The organism is Azospirillum sp. OGB3, from assembly GCF_014192915.1.
In the GTDB taxonomy this organism is placed as follows: domain Bacteria; phylum Pseudomonadota; class Alphaproteobacteria; order Azospirillales; family Azospirillaceae; genus Azospirillum.
In genome coordinates this window covers 1-24,018 of record NZ_JACHYN010000019.1, presented here as the reverse complement: position 1 = coordinate 24,018, position 24,018 = coordinate 1, and the positions used below count along the sequence as shown (strand labels likewise).

General features: G+C 69.6%; 23 protein-coding genes. 5 read left to right on the top strand and 18 right to left on the bottom strand.

The genetic code is table 11. The features are described 5' to 3' along the window. Window positions 1–122 precede the first annotated feature (122 nt). Complete coding sequence (gene arsC / locus FHW79_RS27080; RefSeq protein ID WP_183181785.1) at window positions 123–575, top strand: arsenate reductase (glutaredoxin); 453 nt, start codon at window positions 123–125, stop codon at window positions 573–575. Then, a complete protein-coding gene (locus tag FHW79_RS33380) occupies window positions 572–694 on the top strand; it encodes a hypothetical protein (protein ID WP_282184036.1) in 123 nt (40 codons plus the stop codon). The genes arsC and FHW79_RS33380 overlap by 4 nt, the downstream gene beginning before the upstream one ends. Before the next feature lie 14 nt (window positions 695–708). On the opposite strand, the gene FHW79_RS27075 is transcribed toward FHW79_RS33380, so the two are convergent. The 15 genes from FHW79_RS27075 to FHW79_RS27005 all read right to left on the bottom strand — a co-directional run bounded on the left by FHW79_RS27075 (window position 709) and on the right by FHW79_RS27005 (window position 16,707). After that, on the bottom strand, window positions 709–1,521 hold the full coding sequence (locus tag FHW79_RS27075) for an ABC transporter permease (RefSeq protein ID WP_183181784.1): 813 nt from the start codon (window positions 1,519–1,521) through the stop codon (window positions 709–711). Continuing rightward, on the bottom strand, window positions 1,518–2,456 hold the full coding sequence (locus tag FHW79_RS27070) for an ABC transporter permease (RefSeq protein ID WP_183181783.1): 939 nt from the start codon (window positions 2,454–2,456) through the stop codon (window positions 1,518–1,520). The genes FHW79_RS27075 and FHW79_RS27070 overlap by 4 nt, the downstream gene beginning before the upstream one ends. Further along, complete coding sequence (locus FHW79_RS27065; protein ID WP_183181782.1) at window positions 2,453–4,018, bottom strand: ABC transporter substrate-binding protein; 1,566 nt, start codon at window positions 4,016–4,018, stop codon at window positions 2,453–2,455. The genes FHW79_RS27070 and FHW79_RS27065 overlap by 4 nt, the downstream gene beginning before the upstream one ends. A 185-nt stretch (window positions 4,019–4,203) precedes the next feature. Further along, window positions 4,204–5,259: a helix-turn-helix transcriptional regulator gene (locus FHW79_RS27060; RefSeq protein WP_183181781.1), complete on the bottom strand. Its 1,056-nt coding sequence runs from the start codon at window positions 5,257–5,259 to the stop codon at window positions 4,204–4,206. A gap of 159 nt (window positions 5,260–5,418) precedes the next feature. Then, the gene (locus tag FHW79_RS27055) at window positions 5,419–5,826 is read right to left on the bottom strand and encodes a hypothetical protein (protein ID WP_183181780.1); all 408 of its coding nucleotides are present in this window, start codon (window positions 5,824–5,826) and stop codon (window positions 5,419–5,421) included. 556 nt (window positions 5,827–6,382) lie between these two features. Beyond that, on the bottom strand, window positions 6,383–8,899 hold the full coding sequence (locus FHW79_RS27050; protein WP_348984286.1) for an extracellular solute-binding protein: 2,517 nt from the start codon (window positions 8,897–8,899) through the stop codon (window positions 6,383–6,385). After that, entirely contained in the window at window positions 8,886–9,560 is a 675-nt protein-coding gene (locus FHW79_RS27045) for a response regulator transcription factor (protein WP_014200002.1), read from the bottom strand. The genes FHW79_RS27050 and FHW79_RS27045 overlap by 14 nt, the downstream gene beginning before the upstream one ends. 61 nt (window positions 9,561–9,621) lie before the next feature. After that, a complete protein-coding gene (locus tag FHW79_RS27040; RefSeq protein ID WP_183181778.1) occupies window positions 9,622–10,500 on the bottom strand; it encodes a universal stress protein in 879 nt (292 codons plus the stop codon). Between the two features lie 13 nt (window positions 10,501–10,513). Next, complete coding sequence (locus FHW79_RS27035) at window positions 10,514–11,185, bottom strand: TerC family protein (protein ID WP_183181777.1); 672 nt, start codon at window positions 11,183–11,185, stop codon at window positions 10,514–10,516. Window positions 11,186–11,212: 27 nt separating this feature from the next. Continuing rightward, window positions 11,213–12,769 carry a tripartite tricarboxylate transporter permease gene (locus FHW79_RS27030; RefSeq protein ID WP_183181776.1) on the bottom strand — a complete coding sequence of 519 codons (1,557 nt, stop codon included), beginning with the start codon at window positions 12,767–12,769 and terminating at the stop codon, window positions 11,213–11,215. 39 nt (window positions 12,770–12,808) lie between these two features. Beyond that, window positions 12,809–13,297, bottom strand: coding sequence for a tripartite tricarboxylate transporter TctB family protein (locus FHW79_RS27025; protein ID WP_183181775.1), 489 nt, complete (start codon window positions 13,295–13,297; stop codon window positions 12,809–12,811). A gap of 69 nt (window positions 13,298–13,366) precedes the next feature. Then, window positions 13,367–14,344 carry a tripartite tricarboxylate transporter substrate-binding protein gene (locus FHW79_RS27020; protein ID WP_247884625.1) on the bottom strand — a complete coding sequence of 326 codons (978 nt, stop codon included), beginning with the start codon at window positions 14,342–14,344 and terminating at the stop codon, window positions 13,367–13,369. Between the two features lie 85 nt (window positions 14,345–14,429). Next, window positions 14,430–15,401, bottom strand: coding sequence for a tripartite tricarboxylate transporter substrate binding protein (locus FHW79_RS27015; RefSeq protein WP_183181774.1), 972 nt, complete (start codon window positions 15,399–15,401; stop codon window positions 14,430–14,432). Between the two features lie 51 nt (window positions 15,402–15,452). Next, on the bottom strand, window positions 15,453–15,620 hold the full coding sequence (locus FHW79_RS27010) for a hypothetical protein (protein WP_183181773.1): 168 nt from the start codon (window positions 15,618–15,620) through the stop codon (window positions 15,453–15,455). A gap of 334 nt (window positions 15,621–15,954) precedes the next feature. Continuing rightward, window positions 15,955–16,707: a TSUP family transporter gene (locus tag FHW79_RS27005; RefSeq protein WP_247884624.1), complete on the bottom strand. Its 753-nt coding sequence runs from the start codon at window positions 16,705–16,707 to the stop codon at window positions 15,955–15,957. A 125-nt stretch (window positions 16,708–16,832) separates the two neighbouring features. Between FHW79_RS27005 and gcvA the strand changes: the two genes are divergently transcribed. Then, window positions 16,833–17,747: a transcriptional regulator GcvA gene (gene gcvA, locus FHW79_RS27000; RefSeq protein ID WP_183181771.1), complete on the top strand. Its 915-nt coding sequence runs from the start codon at window positions 16,833–16,835 to the stop codon at window positions 17,745–17,747. A 128-nt stretch (window positions 17,748–17,875) separates the two neighbouring features. On the opposite strand, the gene FHW79_RS26995 is transcribed toward gcvA, so the two are convergent. From FHW79_RS26995 to FHW79_RS26985, 3 genes are all read right to left on the bottom strand, one after another. Further along, entirely contained in the window at window positions 17,876–19,399 is a 1,524-nt protein-coding gene (locus FHW79_RS26995) for an altronate dehydratase family protein (RefSeq protein WP_183181770.1), read from the bottom strand. A gap of 183 nt (window positions 19,400–19,582) precedes the next feature. After that, window positions 19,583–20,986 (bottom strand): glucuronate isomerase, encoded by a 1,404-nt coding sequence (gene uxaC / locus FHW79_RS26990; protein WP_183181769.1) that lies wholly within the window; start codon window positions 20,984–20,986, stop codon window positions 19,583–19,585. 199 nt (window positions 20,987–21,185) lie between these two features. Beyond that, complete coding sequence (locus FHW79_RS26985) at window positions 21,186–21,620, bottom strand: methylglyoxal synthase (RefSeq protein WP_014199988.1); 435 nt, start codon at window positions 21,618–21,620, stop codon at window positions 21,186–21,188. A gap of 260 nt (window positions 21,621–21,880) precedes the next feature. On the opposite strand from FHW79_RS26985, the gene FHW79_RS26980 reads away from it, so the two are divergent. Continuing rightward, window positions 21,881–22,672 (top strand): GntR family transcriptional regulator, encoded by a 792-nt coding sequence (locus FHW79_RS26980; protein ID WP_183181768.1) that lies wholly within the window; start codon window positions 21,881–21,883, stop codon window positions 22,670–22,672. 95 nt (window positions 22,673–22,767) lie between these two features. Next, the gene (gene mgrA / locus FHW79_RS26975) at window positions 22,768–23,808 is read left to right on the top strand and encodes an L-glyceraldehyde 3-phosphate reductase (protein ID WP_183181767.1); all 1,041 of its coding nucleotides are present in this window, start codon (window positions 22,768–22,770) and stop codon (window positions 23,806–23,808) included. The last annotated feature ends 210 nt before the right edge of the window (window positions 23,809–24,018 follow it).

Here is a 24,018-nt window from a genome sequence, read left to right as displayed (position 1 = left end):
CGCAGCCTATCGGACGGGCACCTTGGCAGCAAGCGCGCCGCCGGTCGCCCACGAATTCACTATTCCATATTTTGAAAAATATGGAAATATATGGACCCCAACGGTTTGGCCGGACATCTCCCATGACAACCATCGTCATCTACCACAACCCGGATTGCGGCACCTCGCGCAACACGCTGGCCATGATCCGCAACAGCGGCGTCGAGCCGGTCGTCGTCGAGTATCTGAAGACGCCGCCGAGCCGCCGGGACCTCGCCGATCTCATCCGCCGCATGGGCGTGCCGGTGCGCGCCGTTCTGCGTGAGAAGGGCACGCCCTACGCGGAACTCGGCCTCGACGATCCGGCGCTCGATGATGACCGGATCCTCGACGCCATGATCGCCCATCCCATCCTCATCAACCGGCCGATCGTCGTGACGCCGCTCGGCGTGCGGCTGTGCCGCCCGTCCGAATTGGTCCTGGACATTCTTCCCGACCGGCAGCGCGGCGCCTTCGCCAAGGAGGACGGCGAGGCGGTGGTGGACGGTGCCGGACAGCGCATCGGCCACGTCCGCCGGGAGGATGGCCCGGCATGACCGCTGACGTCCATCGGGAGGTGGGCCAAGTCAACCTGCCGGTGATGCTGTCGGTGGTCCCCATCGTGAAGCGGACCCGCGGCTGGTACGAGCGCGGAGCCGCCGCCAAACAAGGGTGACGCGGCGTCCTCCGCTAGCGCCGTCGCGGGTCGAGTCCCTCGCGCAGCCCCTCGGCCAGCAGGTTGACGGCCAGGGCGATGGCGGCGACGGTGACGGTCGTTGCGGCGATCAGGTGAGGGGCGTCGCGCAGCGCGGCCAACCCGTCGCGGATCAGCGTGCCCAGCGACACCGAAGGCTCCTGGATGCCCAGGCCGAGACCGCTCAGCGTCGCCTCCGCCACCATGACGGGACCGATGGACAGGGCGGCGCGGATGGCGACCGGCCCGGCGACCGCCGGCAGGAGATGGCGGCGGACCGCGTGCAGCGGCCCCGCTCCGAGGGCGGCGGAAGCCCGGACATGCTCGGCGGTGCGGCTCGACAGGGCCAGCGCCCGGCACCATCGAACCTGGGAGGGCCACGACGCAAGGGCGAGCGTCAGCACCATGGCCTCGGTGCCCGGACCGAGCAGCGCTGCGGCGACGATGGCGAGCGACAGCTCCGGGAAGCCGTGCAACAGGTCGGCCAGCCGCAGGACCACGGCATCCGCGCGTCCGCCGATCCAGCCCGCCACCCCGCCCGACGCGACGCCCAGCCCCACCGCCAGGGCGAGCGCCAGCCCGGCGATGGCGAATGAGGTTCCCGTCCCGGCGATGAGCCGGGCGGCAACGTCGCGGCCCAGCCCGTCGCACCCCAGCGGGTGGGTGACGGACGGTCCGGTCCAGGCCTGTCCGAGATCCATGGCGGATGGATCGAGCGGCAGCAGAAGGGCGGCCAGGGCCAGCAACGCAACCAGCGCCGCCGTGAGCAGCAGCCCGGCGCGTCCGGTGGGGGAGCGTGTGACGGTCATGGCGCTCCCGCATCGCCGCGCAGCCGCGGATCGGCAAGGCCGATCAGCAGTTCTGCGGTCAGGCTGATGGCGACCTGCATCAGGACGAAGACCAGGACGGCGGCCCCGGCCACCGTGTGGTCGCGGGCCAGCACCGCCTGGACGGCCAGGCGCCCGAGCCCCGGCAGGGCGAAGACGGTTTCCACCGCCGCCGTGGTGGTGAGGATCGTTCCGGCCACCGACCCGACCGCCGCCGCCAGCGGTACCAGGGCGTTCGGCAGGGCGTGGCGCAGCAGAACGGCGACCCGGCCCAGCCCCTTGGCGCGGGCGGTGCGGATGAAGTCGTGTCCCAGAACCTCCGTGAGCTGGGTCCGCGCCAGGCGGGCGATCATCGCCGCCGCCGGCAGCGCCAGCGCCGCCACGGCCCATGGCGCGGTCCCGGATCCAGCCAGCATCAGCCATGTCGCCAGAGCCAGCGGCGGCACCGACAGAGCCAGCACCGACCCGATGGTGAGGGCCGTGCCCGGCCATGCCCGGCGGTCGTCGGCGGCGGCGAGGCCCAGCGCGAGGCCGACGGGCAAGGCGAGGGCCGCCGCGCCCGTCATCAGCCCCAGCGTCACCGGCAGCGCCCCGCTCAGCAGCGCTGTCACCGGAACGCCGCCGTAGCGCAGCGACAGGCCGAGGTCGCCCTGCAGCAGGGCCAGCGCGTAGGAGAGGAACTGAACGCCCAGCGGCTGATCCAGACCGGCGCCTTCCCGCAGCCGGCGGATCATCTCCGGGTCGGCGGCCCGCCCGTCGACCATCAGCATGACCGGGTCACCGGGAAGCGCATGAGAGGCCAGGAAGCTTGCCAGCACGGCGGCTCCGGCCAGAAGAAGAAGCCCCGGCAGGCGCCGGGTCAAGCGCCAGGACAAGCGCCGGAACAGACCGCGGCGGTCGGGCCGGCATCCCGTCATGGCAACCGGGCGGAGTGGTAATCCGTCGTGCCGTCGGGCCGGATGACCACGCCGGTCACGCCCGGGCGCACCAATGCCACGAATTGCGGCGTGGCAAGGGGCACCGCCACCGCTTGGTCCCGGAGCAGGGCCTCGGCCTCCCGGTAGAGCGCGTTGCGGGCGACGGGGTCGGCGAGGCCGCGCGCCCGCTCCATGAGCCGGTCGAAGCCCGGGTTGCGCCAGTGGGTGCGGTTGGTCGGGCTTGCGCTGTGCCACTGGGTGGCGAGTTGGTCGATGGGATCGGGGAAATCCGCCGTCCAGCCGTTGATGAACAGCGCCTCCTGCCCCTCGTTGATCGCCGCCACGAAGGCCGCGCGCTCCTGGATGCGCACACCGACCGGAATCCCCAGCACCGCGGTGAGCTGGGCGGCGAAATAGGTGGCCTCCTCGCGTACATTGGGTCCGCCGGCGATCTGGAGCGGCGGCAGACCACGCCCGCCGTCATGGCCGGCCTCCGCCAGCAGCGCCTTGGCCCGGTCCGGATCGCCCGGCGGCAGCGGCACCGCGTCGGGCTGGTAGCCGCCCAGGCCGGGCGTGACGAATCCGTTCGTCAGCGCCGCCCGCCCGGCGTGGAGACCATTGACCGTGGCGACCCGGTCCAGCGCGAGGCCGACCGCCTCGCGCACGCGGCGGTCGCGGAAGGGCGGGTAGAGGTCCTGGTTCAGCGCGAGATAGCGCACCTGAGCGCGGGCGAAGGCCTTGATCTGCCCGTCGTAGCGCGGCTGGCGCACCACGGTGCGTACGGCGTTGTCGGGAAGCGTCGCGACGTCGAGGTCTCCGGCGTCGTAGCGTGCCAGCAGCGTGTTGGTGTCGGGCAGCACCGCCAGGGACACCGCGTCCACCGTGGGGGCCCCGCCCCAATATGCGGCGTGGGCCTCCAGACGCACGGACTCGCCGCGCTGCCAGGACATGAGGCGGAATGGGCCGGTGCCGCCGGACGCCCGCTCGTGCCATGCCGGTCCGTGCTCGCCCTCCATGCCGCGGTCGACAAACAGGAAGGGGTAAAGCGGGAACAGCGCGTCGGGTTCGGTCAGCCGCACGACGAGTGTGTGAGGGTCGGAAATCTCCACGCCGGCCAGTGTGGTGGAGGATCCCTGCCGAAGCGCCGCGGCCCCCTCAACTCCGCGCAGGTAGAAGGCGCTGTAGCCGGGCTGCGGCTTGCGCGTCAGATGATGTTCCCACGTCCACAGGACGTCGGCGGCGGTGAAGAGGCGTCCCGAGTGGAAGCGCGCGTCCGGGCGCAGGGCGAAGCGCCAGGTCCGCCCGCCGTCCGGCGTCTCCCAGCGGGTGGCCAGCGCCGGAACGGTGTTGCCGGCGGCGTCGAACGCGGTGAAGCCCTCATAAACCTGCCGGAGGACGCCGGAGGAAACCAGACCGGGAAAGGCGAACGGGTCGATGGTCGTCAGATCGTCGGACAGGCCGGCCCGCAAGGTTCCCGCCGCCGCCGGAAGCGTGGCGCCGGAAAGGCCGGCTGTGATCGCGAGAAAGGTCAGAAGCAGGCGGAGGACGGCGGGCAGCGGCATGATGCGGGACATTGTGGGGTGGTGGGTGGGGGATGGCAAAACAGACGCCCCTGCCACTTTCACAGACTCCGGCCAGAGCGGAGCCGGAACCGCACCGGACGTCCGCCATATGTATGCACAGGAGTGCGTTCATATCCAGGTATTCGCGCGGCCGGCGATGCCTCAGGCACCATACGCGGATTCGATCAGACGCGCGACCCGAAATGCCAGCAGATCGTCGTCACCTGACGCACGATTCCCGCTTGGTTGCGGAGCCCGGTCTTGCCCAGGATGGACGAAACCTGGTTGTAGACGGTCCGCCGCTCCACCCCGCGGTCCTCGGCGATCTCGTCGACGCTTCGCCCGGAGCACAGGGCCAGCGCGATCTCGGCTTCCGAGCCGGTGATCTGGAGAAGCTCGGCAACGGCGCGTGCCGACACGGTCGGCAGCACGTCCGGATCGACGAGGGTCAGCAGGAGGATGCCGTTCATCGGGCCCGCGCTTCCGACGCTCTGGGCCGGCGGCTCCGACAGGGTGGCGAAATAGGGAGCCGGCTGGTCCAAGCGCGACACGCGCATCGTGATCGGCGTGCGGGTGCGGCGGCGGAAGAAGCCGGCGGCCCGCTTGGCCAACTCCGCCTGTTCGGTCGGTGCGTCGGGAGCGCACAACCGTCCGCCGACTATGGACAGCCCATCCCCCCGCGACAGGATCGAAGCGAAGGACTGATTGCCGTCAATGACTTGACAGCGCGGGGTCAGCAGCGCCGCCGGGTAGGGAAGGGCGTCGAGAAGCCGCACGACGAAGGCGGGCTGGGCCGCTTGCGGCAGGGCTCCACCGCCGTTGAGGGAGATCAGGCTGTCGAAACCGCTCCGGAAATTTTCCAGGACGTTGCTGGTGACGTCGCGGCGGATCTGGTACCACCAGCCGTCCGTGTCATCCAACCTTTCATAGGTGATCTGGATGACCCGGCCATCGGAATGAAGTGTGAAGGACTGCCAGAACCGGTTGAACCGGCGAAGGTTTTCGGCATAGCCGATCCAGCGGTCCGGATCGGAATAGATGGTGTCCGATCCGAATTTCTTATGCTTCACACACTCCCATACGATGTCGCGGAAGGTGACCGCGCGCGAATAGTCGATGAACGGATAGATGGTCTTCTGCTTGTCGTTGGTCGCCAGCAGCGTGTCGCTCTTGTCGAAGACGGCGAGCCCGGCGTTCATGTCCCTGGCGCGGCCGGAAAGATCGTGGACCAGATCAGACACCAATCCCTCCTTCCTCGCGTCGCTGGGGGCTGGCAGGCACCCCCCTGTGCGTGGCCTTGGCCGCCGTCCAGGGGGGCATCCACGAAGCGTGCTGCCATTCGAGTGAATTTAGCAGCAAACGCACCGCATCATGCAACGATCAATACGATCGTATGACGCTCAGGCCGCCTCGACCGTGAGGAAGCAGCCCGCGAGTTCCTCCGTCCGCAGTTCCACGCCAAGCGTCGCCCGGAAGGCGTCCTGGGTGTTGGCGACGGCCTTCTGCCACGCGGCGGCGTCGGGAGCGTCCGGGTGATGACGGACCCGGGCACCGACTAGTCGCATCATGTCCGCTTCGTAGCGGTCCATGAACAGGATGTGCTCGTGCCACGCCGCGTCCGCAGCCTTCGTCGGCACCAGGATCAGGTTCGGCTTCGCCGCCACGACGACGAGGAATTGGCGGTAGGCCTCAACCGATTCCGCGGCCTGCTCCGGCGTGTAGCCGGCCGTCTCCAGCCGCGTGTTGATGAAGGAGAGGTCCAGGTTCGCCGGCTGCACGGACGGGACGCGTTCGCTGTTGTCGTTCATTCTCGATGATCCTTTCAGAAGGGATGAGGTTCACTTCGGTCTTCAAGGACCTCCACCCGATGACGCCGGCCCGAGCGCCGCGGCGGAACTACGGCCGCCCGCACCCGTGGGTCGGTTCAAGCGAGAGGGGTTCTGGCCGGTCGTGCCCAACCGGCCGGCGCGGGGCACCGGTCGGCAAGGTCCGGCTGCCGCCGGAGGCAGACCGCCAAGGCTGCGTTCGTACGCGCAACACGCCCCGTTAGCACCTGCAACAGGCCCGCCATGCGCCCCTCCTGCATACCCGAGTGTATCATAGTATCGGTTGTGCAACCGCTCAAGAGAATATCGCGGATTTGTATTGAATCTGAACCGTATACGTCCTCATGGTCGCATACATACGAAATCTTATCTGGATAAGTTACGAAGGATCCAAAAAATTCTCTTTGTTCGATTGTACTTTTCCCCATGACATCAACGAATGGCTGACGTCTTCTGCAAGAAGTTGCGCTTCGTCCCGGGATCATGGGGGAGTGCCGCCGTGAGGCCGGCGGCTCGCGCCGGGTGAGGCGGTACCGGCTCAGGGCAGCAGGATCGCCGATTGCCATTGCTGCAGGAAACGCTCCCGCTTCAGCCGGTCGAGGAAGACCAGCAGAGCCGGGCTGAGCGCGATGGGGTGCAGCGGTGCCGCGGTGCTGGAGCGCAGGCCCGATGCCGAGGCCTCCCGTTTGATGCCGGAGGAGATGGCGTAGAGTGCGGAGCGCTCGGCAACCACCTCCTGCCCGCGTGGCGACAGCAGGTAGTCGATGAACTGACCGGCAAGCCGCGGCCGTGACGCCGTCCGGGGAATCACCGCGACGCGGGAGATGACCAGCGTGTAGTCCTCCGGCACCACAATGCCGATCGGCGCCCCCGCCGCCGCCCGCGCCCGCGCGTAGGAGCCGAGGACATTGTAGGCAATCAACACCTCCCCCCGCTCCACCAGGTCGAGGATATCGCCGGAGCAGCAGGCCAGCCGCGCCTGGGCGTTGCCCATCATCGCGACGAGCTGCCAGTACTGGCCGAACAGCAGGGCGTCGTGCGCCGCCAGCAGATAGCCGATGCCGCTGGTGGCCGTGTCGTAGGTGGCGACGCGCCGGCCGAAGCGCACCGGGTCGTCGCGCAGCAGCCGGATCAGCGCCGGGCGCGTGCGCGGCGCCTCCGCGTCCGGCAGAAGGTCGCGGTTGTAGGCGATCACCGCCGGCTCGAAGGTGAAGCCGAACGCCTCGTCCCGCCAGTTCGCCCAGTCCGGCAGCGCGTCGGTCAGGGCGGAGCGGTGGGGCTGGGTGTAACCGTCGTTGACCAGCTTCACCTGCAGGTCGGAGGCGGAACTGATGAGCAGGTCGGGCGTCTCCGCCGCTCTCCTCTTGGCCGGCGCGGCCACCGCCTCGGCGTAGAGGTCGGCGGTGTCCATGTCCTTGTATTCGATGGTGACGTCGGGATGGAGCTGCTGGAAATCGAGGACCAGTGGCTCGATGGCCTGACGGTCGGTGGCCGAGTGGATGCGCAGCCGCTCCCGCTCGCCGCCGGGGGCGGGGTAGGTGATGAGCTGCGCCGCCTGCGCCCAGGGGGACCAGAGCAGGGCGCAGAGGACCAGAAGCGGCAGCAAAGCCCGCGCGGCCCCTCCCCCTGCCGTGGTGCCGCCGCCGCCCGCCTCCGGGAAGTCGATGCGCACGATCAGCCCGCCACCGGGACGGTCGAGCAGCGCGAACGCCGCCCCGTGCGCCTCCACCACCGAGGTGACGATGGCGAGGCCGAGGCCGCTGCCCGCCACCCCGGCGGCGGAACTGCCGCGCCCGAACCGCTCCAGCACGCGGCGCTTCTCGGCGTCCGGCACGCCGGGACCGCGGTCGGCGATCTCCACGCGCAGGCCGCGCCCGTTTGGCGAAGGGGTCAGGGACAGGTCGATGGGTCCGGACGGGCCGGCGTACTTCACCGCGTTGTCGAGCAGGTTGGTCAGCGCCTCGCGCAGGCTGATGGCGTCGCCGGGGACGGTGGCCGGCTCCGCCGCGCGGTCGATGTCCAGGCGGATCGCCGTGTCGCCGGCCACCGCGCGGGCGCGCTGGAACACCTGCTCCAGCAGGGCGCCGAGGTCGACGTCCTCCGGCTTCAGCGCCTCGCTGCGGTGGACCACCATGGCGTGGTTGAGGAGCTGGCTGGTGAGCTGGCTGGCTTCCACCGCGTTGCGGTGCACGCGCTGGGCGATGCGGTGCAGGGCGTCGGGGTCGTCCTCGTCGATGGCGAGTTCGGCCTGCAGGCGCAGGCTGGCCAGCGGCGTGCGGATCTGGTGGGCGGCGTCGGCCAGGAAAGTCTGCATGGTGTCGAGATTGGATTGGAGCCGGGCCATGAGCTGGTTGATCGCCTGGACGAGCTGCGAGACCTCCTGCGGCGGCGGCATGGCGATGGGGGAGAAGTCGTGGGGCTGCCGCTCGCGGATCATCCGCTCCAGCGAGCCGAGCGGGGCCAGCGCCTGCCGCACCCCGAACCAGATCAGCCCGCCCGCCGCAACCACGGTGAAGGCGATGGGCAGGAAGGCGTTCGCCAGGATGTCGCGCGCCAGCGCCCCGCGCTCCTCCCGCGTCTGGGCGACGGCGATGGTGACCCAGCCACTGAGGTCCGGCTGTGCCGCGAAGCGCTTCAGGATGGCGACCCGCACCGGCATGCCGCGGAAGGTGGCGTTCTCGAACCGGGTGGCGGAGTCGCCGACGGCCGCCCCGACAACCCCGGCCTTGGCGGGCGTCACCGGCAGGTCGTGGTAGCCGGTGACCAGCTCGCCGTCCGGCGCGGTGATCCGGTAGAACACGCGGTCGCGCCGCGCCTGGGCCAGGATGCCCAGCGAGGAGTAGGGCAGGTCAACGGAAAAGCGCCCATCCTCCACACGCACCGTGTCGGAGATCGACAGCGCCGACGCCATCAGCAGCCGGTCGAAGGCGGCGTCGGCGGCGCGCTGGGCGTAGGCGCTGACGAACAGGAACAGCCCGGCGGTCAGGATCGCCAGCACGCCGAGCAGCCGGATGAACAGCCGCCGCCGCAGCGAGAATCCTTCAGCCTTCGGCACACACTTCCGCCACATACCCCAGCCCCCGAACCGTCCGGATCTCCACCGACGCGCCCTCCAGCTTGCGCCGGAGGCGGGAGACATACAACTCGATGGCGTTCAGCGCCGTGGGCTGGTCGAGGCTGAACAGACGGTCCATCAGATCCTCCTTGGACAGGACCGTGTTCAGGTTGCTGAGGAACAGCTCCAGGAGGCGGAACTCGCGGCCCCCCAGATCGACCGGGCGGCCGTCGACCAGAACTTTCTTGGCCGCGGCGTCGAAGACCAGATTGCCGAACTGCGTGCGCGAGGAGGCGAGCCCGTGCGAGCGGCGCAGCAGGGCGCGGCAGCGGGCCTCCAGCTCCCGCAGGTCGAAGGGCTTGACGATGAAGTCGTCGGCGCCGAGGTCGAGTAGGTCGACCCGGACATTCACCTGCGAGCGGGCGGTCATCACCAGGACCGGCGTCGCGTCGCGGCGCTGGCGCAGGCGGTTCAGCAGCGTCTGTCCGTCCACCCCCGGCAGCATGATGTCGAGCAGGACGAGCTGGTAGGCCTCCTGGCGCAGCAACTCCTCCGCCTCGTCCCCGGTCGGCGCCCAGTCAACAGCGTAGCCCAGCTTGCGCAGCCGGTGGACGATGGCGTCGGCCAGATCCTCGGTGTCCTCGACGACGAGTATGCGCATGGTCCGTCTCCGGCCTTCATAGCCCTTTCCCCTCCGGGGAGAGGGGGCATGAGTCCATGTATCAGTGCGCCATGAAGATGGGAATGGCGGGCGGTTCGCGCAGCACGTCGAGCGTCACGCCGCCCCACACCCGTTCGCGGACACGGCTGTGGCCGTAGGCGCCCATCACCAGCAGGTCGCAGCCGGCCTCCGCCGCCGTTTCCTGCAAGGCCCGCCCGACCGCGCGGCCCGACGCGGAGACCCGGCGGATCGACGCCGCGACGCCGTGCAGCGCCAAATAGGCCGACAGGCGGTCGGGATCGGAAGCGCGTCCGGGGTCGGCGACCTCCGCCGACAGGATGACCGCCTTGCCGGCGCGTTGCAGCAGCGGCAGCGCCGCCGCGACCGCTCGCGAGGCCGCGGCCCCGCCGTCCCAGGCCACGGCGACCGCGGAGCCGACCGACGCCGGTTCGGCCGCCGGGGCCAGCAGCAGCGGGCGGCCGGAACCGAACAGGCTGGCCTCGATGGCCGGCCCCATGGCGTTGGTCCCGTCGGAGGTCTGGGCGATCACCACCAAGTCGGCGAGCCGCGCCTCCTCCGCCAGGGTCTCGGCCAGCGGGCCGGTCGCCTGCTGCCAGGAGGCGGTCGGACCCTCCGCGCCCACGGCACCGCCGGTCAGGCTGTCCGCCTCGGCGGCGGCGAAGCGGGTGCGGAACTCTTCGAACAACTCATGAGCGGAATCGACCACCCGCGCCTGATCCTCTTGCCCGATGCGGATGAGCTGCTCGACCAGCGCCTTGGGGATCGCGGCGCTTTCGACGGAGGTGCGGATTTCGACCTGCGGCATGACGCTCAACCCCTCCACATGGGCGCGGAAGCGGTCGGCGAGCAGAAAGGCCGTGGCGATGGCGCGGCGGTCCAGCGGCCGTCCGGTCAGGGGAACGAGAACCTTCTTGATCATCGGAAGCGCTCCGTCACGATAGCCAGGAGGTGTGCATGAGGACTTCGTTGCTGCCGCGCCAGATCATGTCGAGCGCCACATAGGTGATGATGACGAGACCGACCCAGCCGACCCAACGATGCTTGTGCAGGACATGCGCGATCATGTTGGCCGCGGCGCCCATCAGGACGACGGACAGCAGCAGGCCGATGACCAGGATGGTGGGGTGGTCCTTGGCGGCGCCGGCCACCGCCAGAACGTTGTCGAGCGACATCGACACGTCCGCCACCACGATCTGCCAGATGGCCGCACCCACCGTGACGCCGCCGACCGCGGCCCCGGCGGCGGCGTTTCCCGACACGCCCACCGGCGCGTCGGGGGCCTCCATCGCCTCGTCGGGGGCCACCTCGTCCGTGCCGTGGGAGCGCAGCTCGCGGTACATCTTCCAGCAGACCCACAGCAGCAGGACGCCGCCGGCGAGCGTCAGCCCGATGATGGCAAGAAGCTGGGTGGTGATCAGCGCGAAGAAGATGCGCAGGACGATCGCCGCTCCGATGCCCCAGAAGATCACCTTGCGGCGCTGCGCCAGCGGCACCGCGGCGGCGGCCATGCCGACGACGATGGCGTTGTCGCCGGCCAGCACGAGGTCGATGGCGACCACCTGCCCGAGGGCGGCGAGCTGCGACCAGAGATCGACGCTTTCCATGGAAAAGTCCTTCGCGGGATGACGGTCTTACGTCGCGGGATGGCTGCCGGACGGCGAGGCGCTGTCGCCCTTGCCCGTGCCATTGCCCGCGCCCTTGCCGGCCCCATTGCTTCGGAAGCGCAGGACCATCGGGCCGATCACCAGCAGGGCGGCGATGATCAGCAGGGCCGCCGAGATCGGGTGGGTCAGGAAGACCGAGGGGTCGCCCTGGCTGATCGCCAGCGCCCGGCGGAACTGCTGTTCGGCCAGCGGCCCCAGGATCAGCCCGACCACGCAGGGCGCCACCGGCACGTTCAGCACGCGCATGCCGAAGCCGAGCAGCCCGATCACCCACAGGATGACCAGATCGATGACGTTGTTGTTCAGCGTGTAGGCGCCCAGCGACGAGAAGACCAGGATGCCGGCGTACAGCCAGGGCCGCGGGATCAGCAGCAGCTTCACCCAGAAGCCGACCAGCGGCAGGTTCAGCACCAGCAGCAGCACGTTGCCGATGTAGAGGCTGGCGATCATGCCCCAGACCAGCTCGGGGTTGTTGTCGAACAGCGTCGGGCCGGGTTGCAGGCCGTATTGCTGGAAGGCGGCCAGCATGATGGCGGCGGTCGCCGAGGTCGGCAGGCCGAGCGACAGCAGCGGCGCCAGCACGCCGGCGGCCGACGCGTTGTTGGCGGCCTCCGGACCGGCGACGGCCTCGATGGCGCCCTTGCCGAACTCCTCCGGCTTCTTCGCCAGACGCTTCTCGACCAGATAGGACAGGAAGGTCGGGATCTCGCTGCCGCCCGCCGGCAGGGTGCCGATGGGGAAGCCCAGCAGCGTGCCGCGCAGCCACGGCTTCCAGGAGCGCGACCAGTCCTCGCGGCTCATCCATTTGGAGCCCTTGAGCGCGTAGATTTCCTCCGTCTCGAAGCGGTGGCGGGAGGCGACGTAGAGCGTCTCGCCGACCGCGAACAGGCCGACCGCGACGACCACCGTGTCGATGCCGTCGAGCAGCTCCGGCACGCCGAAGGCCAGCCGCGCCTGACCGGTCTGCATGTCGATGCCGACCAGACCCAGCGCCAGACCGAGGAACAGGCTCGCCAGACCGCGCGCCAGCGAGCTGCCCAGCACCGCGGTGACGGTGGTCAGCGCCAGCACCATCAGCGCGAAATACTCGGCCGGGCCGAACAGCAGGGCCATCTTGACCATCAGCGGGGCGACGAAGGTCAGCGCCGCGGTGGCGATGGTTCCGGCGATGAAGGAGCCGATGGCGGCGGTCGCCAGCGCCTGGGCGCCGCGGCCCTGACGGGCCATGGCGTGACCGTCGATGGCGGTGACGATGCTGCCGGACTCGCCCGGCGCGTTCAGCAGGATCGAGGTCGTCGAGCCGCCGTACATCGCGCCGTAGTAGATGCCGGCGAACATGATGAAGGCGGAGGTCGGTTCCAGCCCGTAGGTGACCGGCAGCAGCAGCGCCACGGTCAGCGCCGGGCCGATACCGGGCAGCACACCGACCGCGGTGCCCACCGTCACGCCGATCGCCGACCACAGCAGGTTGTAGGGCGTCAGCGCCACGAGGAAGCCGTGGCCCAGGGCGGCAAGGGTGTCCATTGTGCAGTTTCCTTCCCGAAGCGGGGCTTTCCGGCGTCCTTACTCGGCGTCGGGCGACGTGAGCCGTTCGACGATGCTGCCCTCGGGCAGGTTCAGGCCGAGCCCGTAATTGAAGGCCACGAAGGTGAAGGCGGCGAGCGCGAGCCCGATGGCGAGATTGACCACCAGCCGCCGGCCGCCGAAGGCGCGGGAGACCGCTGCGAACAGGATGGTGGTGGAGGGGATCCAGCCCAGCGTGTCGAGCAGCAGGAACTGGACTGCCAGCCCCGCCGCGACCAGCGCCACCGCCCAGAGGTCCAGCTCCAGCCCCTCGGCGTGGGCGACGGCTCCGGCGAAGGCCTCGCGCAGCAGGGACAGGCCGACCAGGACGAGGCCGCCCGAGATCAGGTAGGGGAACAGGGCCGGGCCGACCACCGCCCGGCCGACGCTCGGGGTCAGCATGGTTTCGACCGCGATCAAGCCCCCCAGGGCGATCAGCCCGCCGCCCAGCACCGCCTCTCCGGCGCGCATGCTCCGACCGGTGGTCATCGCTTCATCCTCCCAGACTGTTTTTTGCGGACCCGTGGGCGCGGCGACCGCGCCCACCCCTTGCGGTCCTTACTTCACGAGGCCGATGTCCTTCAGCGTGCCTTCGATCTGCGCGCGCTCCTGCTTCAGGAAGGAGGCGAACTCGGCGGAGGGCTGGTAGAGGTCGATCCAGCCGCGCTGCTTCACGGCCTGCTTCCACTCGTCGCTGGCGACGGCCTTGGCGACGGCCTCCTGGAGTTCCTTCAGCTCCGCTGGCTTGGCGGAGGCCTGGGCGAAGACGCCGCGCCAGTTCACGAACTCCAGGTCGACGCCCTGCTCCTTCAGGGTCGGCGTGTCGGAGCCCGGCAGGCGCTGCGGGGCGGAGACGGCGATGGCGCGCAGCTTGCCCGCCTGGAACTGCGGGGCGAACTCGCTGTAGCCACCCATGCCGAGCGTCACATGGCCGCCGAGCGCCGAGGCCAGCAGCTCGCCGCCGCCCGCGGTGGCGACGTAGTTGACCTTGTTGGGATCGACGCCGACCGCCTTGGCGATCAGCCCGGCGAGGATCTGGTCGCTGCCGCCCGCCGAGCCGCCGCCCCAGGAGACCGAGCCGGGGTCCGCCTTGAACTTCTTGAGCAGGTCGTCGAAGGTCTTGATGGGCGATTCCGGCGGAACGACGATGGCGGTGTACTCGCCGGTCAGCCGGGCCAGCGGGGTCACCTGATCGAGCGTCACCGCCGACTTGTTGGTGACGATGGCGCCCAGCATGATCTGGCCGCCGACCAGCACCGTCGGCGAGCGCTTCTTGGCGGTGACGAACTGGGCGAGGCCGACCGTGCCGCCGGCGCCGGGGATGTTCACGACCTGGATGCCCGAGGCCAGCTTCTGGTCCTGGAGGACCTGCTGCAGGGTGCGGGCGTGCTGGTCCCAGCCGCCGCCGGGGCTGGCCGGGGCGATGATCTCCAGCCCCTTGATCTCGGCCAGCGACGGGGTGGCGGCGAGGGCGGCCGTGGCGAGAACGGCGGCGGTCAGGACGCCCTTCACGGCGCCCGGCATGCGGATGGTCATGACGCTTCGCTCCATGGGTGTGTCTTGTTTTGGGCTGTGTTTTGTTTTGAGACGGTGGTCCCGGCGGCCCGCCGCCGGGGGCCGGTCACTTGACGAGGCCGAGGTCCGTCAGCACGCCTTCGATCCGCGTCCGCTCGTCCTTGATGAAGGCGGCGAACTGGTCGGACGGCAGGTAGAGGTCGATCCAGCCGCGCTCCTCGGCGATGCGCTTCCACTCGTCGGTGCGGACCATGGCGCCGACCGCGTCGTCGAGGACCTGCTTCTCCGACGCCTTCAGGTTGCCCGGCGCCATCACGGCGCGCCAGTTCACCAGCTCCACATCCACGCCCTGCTCCTTGAAGGTCGGGACGTCGATCCCGGGAAGGCGCTGCGGGGCGGAGATCGCCAGCGCGCGCAGCTTTCCGGCCTGGAGCTGCGAGGCCATCTCGTTGTAGCCGCCGGTCGCCACGGTGATGTGGCCGCCCAGCACCGAGGCCATCATCTCGCCGCCCGCACCGGCGGCGATGTAGTTCATCTTGGAGACGTCGCCCCCGATCGCCTTGACCAGCAGGCCGTAGAGGATGTGGTCGGGGCTGCCGACGGCGAAGCCGCCCCACGAGACGGAACCGGGATCGGCCTTGAACTTCTTCACGAGGTCGTCGAGCGTCTTCAGCGGAGAATCCGCGGCCACGACGATGGGCTGGTACTCGCCGGTCAGGCGGGCCAGCGGGGTCACCTGATCGAGCGACACCGGCGACTTGTTGATCAGGATCGCCCCGATCATGCCGAGGCCGGAGATCATCAGGCCGGGGTTGCGTTTCTTGGCGGTGACGAACTGGCTGAGGCCGATGGTGCCGCCGGCGCCCGGGATGTTGACCACCTGGACGCTGGAGGCCAGCTTGTGCTCCTGAAGCACCTGCTGCATGGCGCGCGCGTGCTGGTCATAGCCGCCGCCGGCGTTGGCGGGGGCGATGATCTCCAGATTCTTGATCTCCGCGGACGCGGGAACGGCGAACAGGGCGGCAGCGGCCAGCACGGCCGCCGCCAGCATCCCCTTGGCGGGGTTGCCGAGGCTCATGGTGTTTCCTCCGAATGGACTTTTTGCTTTTTGGACGGCGCTTGTTGCGCCTTACGGTGCCTTGGCGGTGGAGTTCTGCGGGCGCGCCTCGTAGAGGAGGACGGAGCCGCCGGCCCCCGCGCCGCAGGCGGCGCCATAAAAGAGCGGGGTCCGCTGGTCCGCCGATGCGGTCTTCGCCGTGGGTTCCGCCGGCTTTCGGGCTGCGGATTCGGTCGCCATGGTGGAGGTTCCGGGAACGGTGGTTGGTTGTTCCAACTGTTTAGCAGGCGAACCTGTCATGAACCTGTCAGCCACCACCCAGGCACGCAAAATTTCGGCCCTCCACCCGGAAGAGGCGGAGACCGGTCATCGGCGGGTTTTCCCCCGCCGGGGTTGAGGGTGGGAGCACTTTGCCCCCTCCCTAACCCTCCCCCGCTCTCGGCGGACCGAAGGTCCGCCTGCCGCGTCAGCGCAAACCAAAGGTTTGCGCGAGAGCTTCGCAGGAGAGGGAACCAAATCTCCCTCCCCTGCGTCAGCGGGGGAGGGCCGGGGTGGGGGCAAGACCCCCCTGAACCTACCCCACCACCAGCAGGAACAGCCCCTGGCCGAGATAGACGGTGCCGGTCAGGGCGACCAGACGCTGGCTCCAGATGCGGAACTGGGCGTCGCTCATGGCGTCCAGCACGCGGCGCGACAGGTTGGTGCCCAGAACGGCCATGCCGATGCACAGGGCCGTCACCGTGATGTCCAGCGCCTCCGCCTCCGACGCCGCGACGAGGGAGCCGAAATAGACCGTCTTGAACAGGTGGCCGAAGACCTGCATCGTCGCCTTGGTCGCGACGACGCTCTGCCGCGACAGGCTGGACTTCACGAAGAAGACGTCGAGCAGCGGCCCCGAGATGCCGGCAATCAGCTGCACGCCCATGCACAGCAGGCCGGCCAGTGTGCTGTGGCCACGCCGCGACACGTTCGGAGACCAATTCGACGGGACGGCCATCGCCATGAAGGGCGACAGGCCCAGCAGGATCAGCGACTCCGCCTTGCCGGGCACGTAGCGGATCAGGGTGAAGACGCCCACCGCCACCGCCCCACCCAGCAGGAACTGGGCCACGATCCCCCATTGCACATGCCGCCGCCACAGCCACGCCCGCCAGCCGTTGGCGGTCATCTGCGTGATCCCGTGCAGCAGCATGGCCGAGGACACCGGCAGCAGCACCAGCAGCAACCCCATCAGCACCATGCCGCCGGCCATGCCGAACAGGCCCGACAGGAACGAGGTCACCAGCGCCGCAAGGCCGAGTCCGAGTGTCAGGGGAACCGTCAGCATCCCGCTCATCCGAAAGTTTTCTTTGGCTGTGGACGGCATCATGCCCCTGGCGCGCTTGCCCCGCAAACGGGATTGTCTGATGCTGACCCCCAGGAAATGTTGGGGTGCGTGGAGGAGGGGATCGGATGCGGCGCCTGCCATCGCTGAACGCCTTGCGGGCGTTCGAGGCCGCGGCCCGGCACGGCAGCTTCACCGGGGCGGCGGGCGAGTTGAACGTCTCGCAGGCCGCGGTCAGCCGCATGGTGCGCCTGCTGGAGGAGCGCATGGGCTTCCCGCTGTTCGAGCGGCGGGCCAACGCGCTGGAGCTGACCGACCGCGGGCGGGCGCTGCAACCCGGCCTGACCGGCGCCTTCGACGCGATCGCGGACAGCGTCGAGCGGGTCGCCGCCATGCGCGACGGTCCGGTGCTGACGCTGGGGGTGGGCGCCACCTTCGCGGTGCGCTGGCTGATCCCGCGCCTGTCGGCCTTCCACGAGAGCCACCCTGATGTGGAGGTTCGCATCGCCACCGGCGGCGCCGGCGCGCCGATCCGCGAGGACTGGACCTGCGCCCTGCTGCTGGGCGACGGGCATTGGCCGGGTTACGAGGTGGAGGAGCTGTTCACCGCCGACATGCTGCCGGTCTGCGCGCCGGCCCTGGCGCGGAGCCTGCGCCGTCCGGAGGATCTGCTGTCGGCGACGCTGCTGTCGGTGTCGCACTGGGCGGACGACTGGCCGCACTGGTTCGCCTCGGCGGGGCTGTCGCCGCCGGCCTCGAAGGGGCTGTCCTTCGGCAGCTACGCCATGACCTTGCAGGCGGCGGCGGACGGGGTGGGGGTGGCGCTGGGGGCGCGGCTCTACATCGCCGACGATCTGGCGGCGGGCCGGCTGGTCACGCCCTTCGCTCTGGCCGTGCCGATGGGGCGGGCGTGGTATCTGGTTTCGCGGCCGGCGCGGCACCGGGAGCCGGGCTTCACCGTTTTCCGCGACTGGCTGCGCGCCGCGGCCGGGTCGCCGGACCCTGGAAAGAAAAGACCGCCGGAGCGTGCCCCGGCGGTCTGAAGTCGCACTTTGGAGAAACGTCACTCGGCGGAACCACGCGCATGGCGCGGCCTGCCGACTGGGTTTCAAAGGATAACCGAACGAAAACACTTATACTAGTATATCACTCTTGGCGCAAGCCCTTTCGCTCACATGACGGCTCCCATCTGCCAGGGCGTGAACTCGTCGGAGCCGAAGCCCAGCTCCTCGCTCTTGGTCTTCCGGCCCGACGCGGTGTCGAGGATGAGCTGGAAGATCGCCCGCCCGACCTCCTCGATGGTGGCGTCGCCGGTGGCGATGGGGCCGCAGTCGATGTCCATGTCGTCGGTCATCTTGCGGTAGAGCGGCGTGTTGGTGGCGAGCTTCAGCGAGGGCGTCGGCTTGCAGCCGAAGACGGAGCCGCGGCCCGTGGTGAAGCACAGCACGTTGGCGCCGCCCGCCACCTGTCCGGTGGCCGAAACCGGGTCATAGCCCGGCGTGTCCATGAAGACGAGGCCCGGCCCGGTGATCGGCTCGGCGTAGCGCACCACCTCGACGAGGTTGGTCGTGCCGGCCTTGGCGACGGCGCCCAGCGACTTCTCCAGGATGGTGGTCAGGCCGCCCTTCTTGTTGCCGGGCGACGGGTTGTTGTTCATCTCGCCGCCGGTGCGGCTGGTGTAGTCCTCCCACCAGCGGATGCGCTCGACCAGCGTCTCGCCGACCGCCGGGCTGACGGCGCGGCGGGTCAGCAGATGCTCGGCGCCGTAGACCTCCGGCGTCTCGCTCAGCACCGCGGTGCCGCCGTTGCGGATCAGCAGGTCAACGGCGTGGCCCAGTGCCGGGTTGGCGGTGATTCCTGAATAGCCGTCCGACCCTCCGCATTGCAGCGCCAGGATCAGGTGGCTGGCCGGCACGGTCTCGCGCGTCACGTCGTTGACGCGGGGCAGCAGCGCGCGGACGCGCTCCACGCTCGCCCGCACGGTGGCGGCGGTGCCGCCGCTCTCCTGGATCGCCAGCGTCTGCAGGGTGTCGCCGACGGTCAGCCCCTCGACCTCGACCAGCTTGTCGATCTGGTTGACCTCGCAGCCGAGGCCGAGCACCAGCACCGCGGCGAAGTTCGGGTGGCGGGCGTAGCCGGCGATGGTCCGGCGCAGCGCGTCGATGGCGTCGCCCTGCGAGCCCATGCCGCAGCCGTAGGCGTGGGTCAGCGCGACCACCCCGTCGATGTTGGGGTAGGCGGCCAGCGCGTCGCCGCGGAACTGGTCGGCGATCATCCGCGCGGCGGTGGCCGAGCAGTTCACCGTGGTCAGGATGCCGATGTAGTTGCGGGTCGCCACGCGCCCGTCCGGGCGGACGATGCCCTGGAAGGTGGCGCGCTCCGCCTCCGGAAGGAGGTCGGTGGGGTGGACGTCGGCGCCGAAGGCGTAATCGCGCTCGAAGCTGTCGCCCACGCCGATGTTGTGGACATGGACATGGTCGCCCGGCGCGATGGGCGCGGTCGCGAAGCCGATGACCTGGTTGTACTTGCGCACCGGCTCGCCGACCGCGATGGCCTGCACCGCGACCTTGTGGCCGGAGGGAATCGTGGTCCGGGCGACGACGCCGGTGTCGGGCAGGGTGGTGCCCTCCGGCAGGTCGGCGCCGGCAACGACGACGTTGTCCGCGGGATGCAGGCGGATGGTCAGCGATGCCATGGTGATGGTCCTTTTCCTGAAGATCCCCTTTCCCGTCCCGGGAGAGGGAGGGGCCCGCCGCGGGCGGCGGGAGGGTGAGGGTGCCGGCAAGGATGGAGACTTTGATCCTTGGCTGTACCCTCACCCGCCCGCTCCGCGGGCACCCTCTCCCGGGGCGGGAGAGGGGCTGTCGTCAGGCTCCGGTCAGAGCTTGTACGCCTTCTTCGCCAGGGTGTAGGCGAGATCCACCGCCAACTCCGCGGCCTCGTCCTCCTCCAGCCGGTGCTCGGCGACGAGGCGGGCCAGGAAGGCGCAGTCCACGCGGCGGGCCACGTCGTGACGGGCCGGGATGGAACAGAAGGCGCGCGTGTCGTCGTTGAAGCCGACCGTGTTGTAGAAGCCCGCCGTCTCCGTGATCATCTCGCGGTAGCGGCGCATGCCCTCGGGGCTGTCGTGGAACCACCAGGCCGGGCCGACGCGCAGCGCCGGGTAATGGCCGGCCAGCGGCGCCAGCTCGCGGGCGTAGCTGGTCTCGTCGAGCGTGAACAGGATGATGGTCAGGTCGCGCTCGTTGCCGACGCGGTCGAGCAGCGGCTTCAGCGCCCGCACATACTCGGTGCCGGTCGGGATGTCGGCGCCCTTGTCGCGGCCGAAGCGCTCGAAGACGCCCGGGTTGTGGTTGCGGAAGCTGCCGGGGTGGATCTGCATGACCAGCCCGTCGTCCAGGCTCATCTTGGCCATCTCGGTCAGCATCTGGCCGCGGAAGATCTCCGCCTCGGCCGCCGTGATGGTGCCGCGCAGCGCCTTCTCGAACAGCCGCTCGGCGTCGGCGTCCGACAGATCGGCGGTGGTCGCCGTGGCGTGGCCGTGATCGGTCGAGGTGGCGCCGCCGACCTCCTTGAAATACTGGCGGCGGTTGCGCAGGGCGGCGAGGTAGCCGGCCCAGGTGCCGGTGTTCTCACCGGACAGCGCGCCAAGCGTCTCGACGTTGGCCTGGAAGCCCTCGAACTCCGGGTCGACGACCGGGTCGGGGCGGAAGGCGGTGATGACGCGACCCGTCCAGCCGCTCTCGCGGATGGCGCGGTGATGCTCCAGCGTGTCGAGCGGGGACTCGGTGGTCGCCAGCAGCTCGATGTTGAAGCGCTCGAACAGGGCGCGCGGCAGGAAGTCCGGCTTCTGCAGGCAGGCGTCGATCTGGTCGAAGATGCGGTCGGCGCTGGCCCCGCTCAGCCGCTCCGTCACGCCGAACACCGTCTCGAAGGCGTGGTCGAGCCACATGCGCGTCGGGGTGCCGCGGAACAGGTGCCAGTTCTGGGCGAGCTGGCGCCAAATCTTGCGGGGATCGCTCTCCACCGCCCCGCCGTCCTTGCGCGGCACGCCCAGGCTCTCCATCGTCACGCCCTGGCTGTAGAGCATGCGGAAGGCGTAATGGTCGGGCACCACGAACAGCGACGCCGGGTTCGGGAACGCCTCGTTCTTGGCGAACCAGGACGGGTCCGTGTGGCCGTGCGGGCTGATGATCGGCAGGTGGCCCACCTCCGCGTACAGCCGACGCGCGATGTCGCGCTGCGTGGGATCGCTGGGGAAGAGGCGGTCGGGGTGGAGCATCGCTCATCTCCGGATAAAGGGATGCCGGACGGGGGTCCGGTGCCCATTTGAATGGGTGGTTCGGGTGTGGCGCGTGGTGCCCGCGCCGGTCGTGCCCCGCATGACGGAATATATTAATATATCAGTTCCGGATGCAAGCACTTTGTGCGTCCCGCCTACAATTCAGTCGGCGCTGCGCGCAATTCAAGAGGGAGGCCGTTCAGAGGCGGCGCGAATCGTGGGCGGCGAAGTCCACGGCCCGCGGGCGGTAGCCGCTGGTGAAGAGGGGGGAGGAGATCACCATGTCGGCGGTCGCCTCGTTGCAGGCCATCGGGATGTTGTAGAGCGTGGCGAGGCGGGTCAGCGCTTTCACGTCCACGTCGTGGGGCTGGGCGGTCATCGGGTCGACGAAGAAGACGAGCAGGTCGATCCGGCCCTCCGCGATCATCGCGCCGATCTGCTGATCGCCGCCCAGCGGACCGCTCTTCAGCGAGGTGATGTCCAGTTGGGGATGGGCTTCCCGGACTAATCGGCCGGTGGTGCCGGTGGACCAGAAGACGTTCCCCTCCAGCGCGTGGATGTTGGCGCCGAGCCAGCCGATCAGGTCGGGCTTGCGGGCGTCGTGGGCGACGAGGGCGATGCGTTTGCGGTCCACGGTGACGGTCCTTACGGCTGTGCGCTCTGCGGTGGAGCTTTTGTCAATATACTAGTATACTGACAGGCGGTGCAACGCGCTTCCCGGTGGGACAAACTGGCGCGGAACCGGGGCGCCGCGCGGGGCCAAGGCGTTTGACCCACCCCGCCGGGTATTAGTATATTGCGATGAAGGGCGGACCGTCTGCGGCGTGAACCAGCGGGTTCGACGCCGGTGTCCCGGAGATCCGGCGCCCTGAATTTTCCTGGCAGGAGCGGGTGTTGAAAAAGGCGGCGCAGACATCGACGGCGGATTCCGAACAGGCCGAGGGCGTCAGGACGCGGACCCGGCGCCGTACGGCGGCGGCGCTCGCCCGCCCGGCCCAGCGCGGCACCACCGTGGCCGCCACGATCTACCGCGACCTGCGCAACGAGATCGTGTCGCTCCGCCGCAAGCCGGGCGAGCCGGTCGCCGAGAAGGTGATCGCCCAGGACTACGGCGTCAGCCGCACCCCGGTGCGCGAGGCCGTGCTGCGTCTGGCGGACGAGGGGCTGATCGAGATCTTCCCGCAATCGGGCACCTTCGTCTCCCGCATCCCGCTGGGCGCCCTGCCGGAAGCCATTGCCATCCGCAAGGCGCTGGAGGAGGCGACCGTCCGCTACGCCGCCAAGCGCGCCACCCGCAGCCAGATCGCCAAGCTGCGCGCCAACCTGGAACTCCAGCGCGAGATGGAGGCCGCCCAGAATTTCGATGGCTTCCACCAGGCCGACGAGACCTTCCACGCGCTGCTGGCGGAGACCGCCGGCTATCCGGGATTCTGGAGCCTGACGCAGCAGGTGAAGGTGCAGGTGGACCGCTACCGCCTGCTGACCCTGCCGGTGCTGGGCCGCGTACCGGACGTGATCGCCGAGCATTCGGTCATCATCGAGGCCATCGCCAACAACGACCCGGAGGCGGCGGCCAAGGCCATCGACCTGCATCTGGACTATCTCCAGGTCACCATCGCCGACGCGCAGAAGGCCAACCCGCTCTATTTCACCGCCCCCTCCGAAGACGAGGCCGAGCCGGTCTGAAGGCTGCTCTGCGCACTTGGCTTTGGACCGTGGCTGATTTCTAATATATCAGTCACCTTCCTCCCAACACCGCGCAAGACAGCCAGGAGACCGCGATGCAATCGCTCTACCGCGCCGATCCGGCCCGCTACACGGGCATGACCTACCGCCGCAGCGGGCGGAGCGGGCTCGACCTGCCGGCCATCTCGCTGGGGCTGTGGCAGAATTTTGGCGGCACTGATGTGTTCGAGACCGGGCGCGCCGTGCTGCGCCGGGCTTTCGACCGCGGCGTCACCCATTTCGACCTCGCCAACAACTACGGCCCGCCGCCGGGCTCGGCGGAGGAGAATTTCGGGCGCGTCCTGGCGACCGACTTCAAAGCCCACCGCGACGAGCTGATCGTCTCTACCAAGGCCGGCTACGACATGTGGCCCGGCCCCTACGGAAGCTGGGGCTCGCGCAAGTACCTGACGGCCAGCCTGGACCAGAGCCTCACGCGCATGGGGCTCGACTATGTGGACATCTTCTACTCGCACCGCGTCGATCCGCGCACCCCGCTGGAGGAGACGATGGGCGCGCTCGACCACGCCGTGCGGCAGGGCAAGGCGCTCTATGTCGGCATCTCCTCCTACTCGCCGGAGATGACCCGGCGGGCGGCGGCGATCCTCAAGGACCTCGGCACCCCCTGCCTGATCCACCAGCCGTCCTATTCGATGCTGAACCGCTGGATCGAGGGCGGGCTGCTCGACGCGCTGGAGGAGACGGGGATGGGCTGCATCGCCTTCTCGCCGCTGGCCCAGGGCATGCTGACCACCAAGTACCTGAACGGCCAGCCCACCGACGCCCGCGCCGCCAAGGGCGGCACGCTGAAGGCGCATTTCCTGTCGCCGGAGAATCTGGAGCGGGTGCGCGCCCTGGACGCCATCGCCCAGCGGCGCGGCCAGACGCTGGCCCAGATGGCCATCGCCTGGGTGCTGCGCGACCCGCGGGTGACCTCCGCCCTGATCGGCGCCCGCAACGTGGAGCAGCTCGACAACTCGCTCGACGCGCTGAAGAACGCTGCCTTCACGCCGGAGGAGCTGGCGGAGATCGACCGCCACGCCATCGATGGCGGGCTGAACCTGTGGCAGAACTCCTCGAACGCCGAAGCAGGCTGATCCGTCAAAGGCGAACAGAAAAGGGCCGCGCCGGGGATGCCGGCGCGGCCCTTTTTCGTGACCCTATGGGCCTCAGCGCATGAGGAGGTGGGGCAGCCAGAGGGAGAAGGTTGGGACGTAGGTGACGAGGAGGAGGGTGATGAAGAGGGCGCCGTAGAAGGGTGTGATGGAGCGCATGACCTGCCCGACCGAGACCTCGCCGATGGCGCA

Excerpts from the sequence above, each read along its gene's own strand:
- arsC (WP_183181785.1), top strand. The coding sequence starts at position 123 with ATGACAACCATCGTCATCTACCACAACCCGGATTGCGGCACCTCGCGC.
- FHW79_RS33380 (WP_282184036.1), top strand. The coding sequence starts at position 572 with ATGACCGCTGACGTCCATCGGGAGGTGGGCCAAGTCAACCTGCCGGTG.
- FHW79_RS27075 (WP_183181784.1), bottom strand. The coding sequence starts at position 1,521 with ATGACCGTCACACGCTCCCCCACCGGACGCGCCGGGCTGCTGCTCACG.
- FHW79_RS27070 (WP_183181783.1), bottom strand. The coding sequence starts at position 2,456 with ATGACGGGATGCCGGCCCGACCGCCGCGGTCTGTTCCGGCGCTTGTCC.
- FHW79_RS27065 (WP_183181782.1), bottom strand. The coding sequence starts at position 4,018 with ATGCCGCTGCCCGCCGTCCTCCGCCTGCTTCTGACCTTTCTCGCGATC.
- FHW79_RS27055 (WP_183181780.1), bottom strand. The coding sequence starts at position 5,826 with ATGAACGACAACAGCGAACGCGTCCCGTCCGTGCAGCCGGCGAACCTG.
- FHW79_RS27045 (WP_014200002.1), bottom strand. The coding sequence starts at position 9,560 with ATGCGCATACTCGTCGTCGAGGACACCGAGGATCTGGCCGACGCCATC.
- FHW79_RS27040 (WP_183181778.1), bottom strand. The coding sequence starts at position 10,500 with ATGATCAAGAAGGTTCTCGTTCCCCTGACCGGACGGCCGCTGGACCGC.
- FHW79_RS27035 (WP_183181777.1), bottom strand. The coding sequence starts at position 11,185 with ATGGAAAGCGTCGATCTCTGGTCGCAGCTCGCCGCCCTCGGGCAGGTG.
- FHW79_RS27030 (WP_183181776.1), bottom strand. The coding sequence starts at position 12,769 with ATGGACACCCTTGCCGCCCTGGGCCACGGCTTCCTCGTGGCGCTGACG.
- FHW79_RS27025 (WP_183181775.1), bottom strand. The coding sequence starts at position 13,297 with ATGACCACCGGTCGGAGCATGCGCGCCGGAGAGGCGGTGCTGGGCGGC.
- FHW79_RS27020 (WP_247884625.1), bottom strand. The coding sequence starts at position 14,344 with ATGACCATCCGCATGCCGGGCGCCGTGAAGGGCGTCCTGACCGCCGCC.
- FHW79_RS27015 (WP_183181774.1), bottom strand. The coding sequence starts at position 15,401 with ATGAGCCTCGGCAACCCCGCCAAGGGGATGCTGGCGGCGGCCGTGCTG.
- FHW79_RS27010 (WP_183181773.1), bottom strand. The coding sequence starts at position 15,620 with ATGGCGACCGAATCCGCAGCCCGAAAGCCGGCGGAACCCACGGCGAAG.
- FHW79_RS27005 (WP_247884624.1), bottom strand. The coding sequence starts at position 16,707 with ATGCTGACGGTTCCCCTGACACTCGGACTCGGCCTTGCGGCGCTGGTG.
- gcvA (WP_183181771.1), top strand. The coding sequence starts at position 16,833 with ATGCGGCGCCTGCCATCGCTGAACGCCTTGCGGGCGTTCGAGGCCGCG.
- FHW79_RS26995 (WP_183181770.1), bottom strand. The coding sequence starts at position 19,399 with ATGGCATCGCTGACCATCCGCCTGCATCCCGCGGACAACGTCGTCGTT.
- uxaC (WP_183181769.1), bottom strand. The coding sequence starts at position 20,986 with ATGCTCCACCCCGACCGCCTCTTCCCCAGCGATCCCACGCAGCGCGAC.
- mgrA (WP_183181767.1), top strand. The coding sequence starts at position 22,768 with ATGCAATCGCTCTACCGCGCCGATCCGGCCCGCTACACGGGCATGACC.